Origin of the sequence: Kitasatospora sp. NPDC059571 (assembly GCF_042735675.1) — a bacterium.
Lineage (GTDB): Bacteria > Actinomycetota > Actinomycetes > Streptomycetales > Streptomycetaceae > Kitasatospora.
This window is the reverse complement of sequence record NZ_JBHWBW010000469.1, coordinates 1-1,459: the sequence shown is the minus strand read 5'-3', so window position 1 is coordinate 1,459 and position 1,459 is coordinate 1. Positions and strand designations below refer to the sequence as shown.

The window sequence follows — 1,459 nt, the reverse complement described above, 5'->3', positions numbered from 1 at the left end:
CGGCGCCGCCCTCGCGGTGGGCGCCGCGGCCGCGCCCCCCTCCCCCGCCGGCGCCGGGGCGGCGGGCGGGGCGGGCCCGCCCCCCGCCCCGGCGCCCTCGGCGGGGTCGGAGTCGTACGGGCTCATCGGGGCGGGCTCCAATGTCGACATGGGGACAGGTCGTCAGGTCGGTGAATCGTCGCGGGTCAGCGGGCCCGGTTCAGCGTGCGCAGCGCGGAGCGCAGCAGCGCGCCGACGTCGGGGGTCGGCTGCGCCTCGGCCTCGGGGGTGACCGCGGCCACCGCGTCGTCGGCCTCGCGCGGGGCATAGCCGAGGCCGACCAGCGCGGCGTGCAGCTGCTCGTGCCAGGGCGCGGGCCCGGTCGCGACCGGCTTCTGGGCGGGCACCGAGCCGTGCGGGGCGCCGAGCTTGTCCTTGTACTCCAGCAGGAGCTTGGCGGCCTTGGCCTTGCCGATGCCGGGCACCGCGATCAGGGCCTTCTCGTCGCCGCCGGCCACCGCGAGGCGCAGCGCGTCCGGGCTGTGCACGCCGAGCATCGCCTGGGCGAGCCGGGGGCCGACGCCGGGAGCCGCCTGGAGGATCTCGAAGAGGGCGCGCTCGTCGTCGTCGGCGAAGCCGTAGAGGGTCAGCGAGTCCTCGCGGACCACCAGCGAGGTCGCCAGCCGGGCGTTCTCGCCGATCCGCAGGCCGGCCAGGGTGTTCGGGGTGCACTGGACGGCCATGCCGACCCCGCCGACCTCGACGACGGCCGTGCCGGCCGCGAGGTGGGCGACCGGCCCCTGGACGAAGGCGATCATCGGCGGTACTCCTGACGTGCGGCGGGGCGGCGGGCCGCGGGCGCGGCGGGCGCCGGCGCGGTCTTCGCGAGGGCGGCGGCGATGCGGTCCTGCGCGCCGCCGCGCCAGATGTGGCAGATGGCGAGGGCCAGCGCGTCGGCGGCGTCGGCCGGCTTCGGCGGGGCGTCGAGCCGCAGCAGGCGCTGCACCATGGCCGTGACCTGGGCCTTGTCGGCCCGGCCCGAGCCGGTGACGGCGGCCTTGACCTCGCTGGGGGTGTGCAGGATGACCGGTATCCCCCGCCGGGTGGCGCAGAGCATGGCGACCGCGCTGGCCTGGGCGGTGCCCATCACGGTGCGGACGTTGTGCTGGGCGAAGACCCGCTCGACGGCGACCAGGTCCGGCCGGTGCTCGTCCAGCCACTGCTCCAGGCCCTGCTCGACGGCCAGCAGCCGGTGGCCGATCTCCGCGTCGGCGGGGGTGCGGACGACGCCGACCCCGACCATCCGCAGCGGGCGGCCCGGCGCGCCGTCGACCACGCCGACGCCGCACCTGGTCAGCCCCGGGTCCACTCCCAGCACCCGCACGCGGTCCTCCCGCTCTCGTTCGACCTGCGAAGGCTACCGGTCGCCTCCGACAGCCGGAGATACGACACCGGCCCGGCGGTCCGCAGGGGACCGCCG

The 1,459-nt window shown here is 77.7% G+C and carries 2 protein-coding genes; both read right to left on the bottom strand.

What is annotated here, in order from left to right; all coding sequences use genetic code 11:
* Positions 1–185: 185 nt before the first annotated feature.
* A complete protein-coding gene (gene ruvA, locus ACFV0G_RS33090; RefSeq protein ID WP_380555993.1) occupies positions 186–797 on the bottom strand; it encodes a Holliday junction branch migration protein RuvA in 612 nt (203 codons plus the stop codon).
* Positions 794–1,363: a crossover junction endodeoxyribonuclease RuvC gene (gene ruvC, locus ACFV0G_RS33085; protein WP_380555991.1), complete on the bottom strand. Its 570-nt coding sequence runs from the start codon at positions 1,361–1,363 to the stop codon at positions 794–796. Before ruvC ends, ruvA begins: the two co-directional genes overlap by 4 nt.
* Positions 1,364–1,459: the final 96 nt, after the last annotated feature.

Excerpts from the sequence above, each read along its gene's own strand:
- ruvA (WP_380555993.1), bottom strand. The coding sequence starts at position 797 with ATGATCGCCTTCGTCCAGGGGCCGGTCGCCCACCTCGCGGCCGGCACG.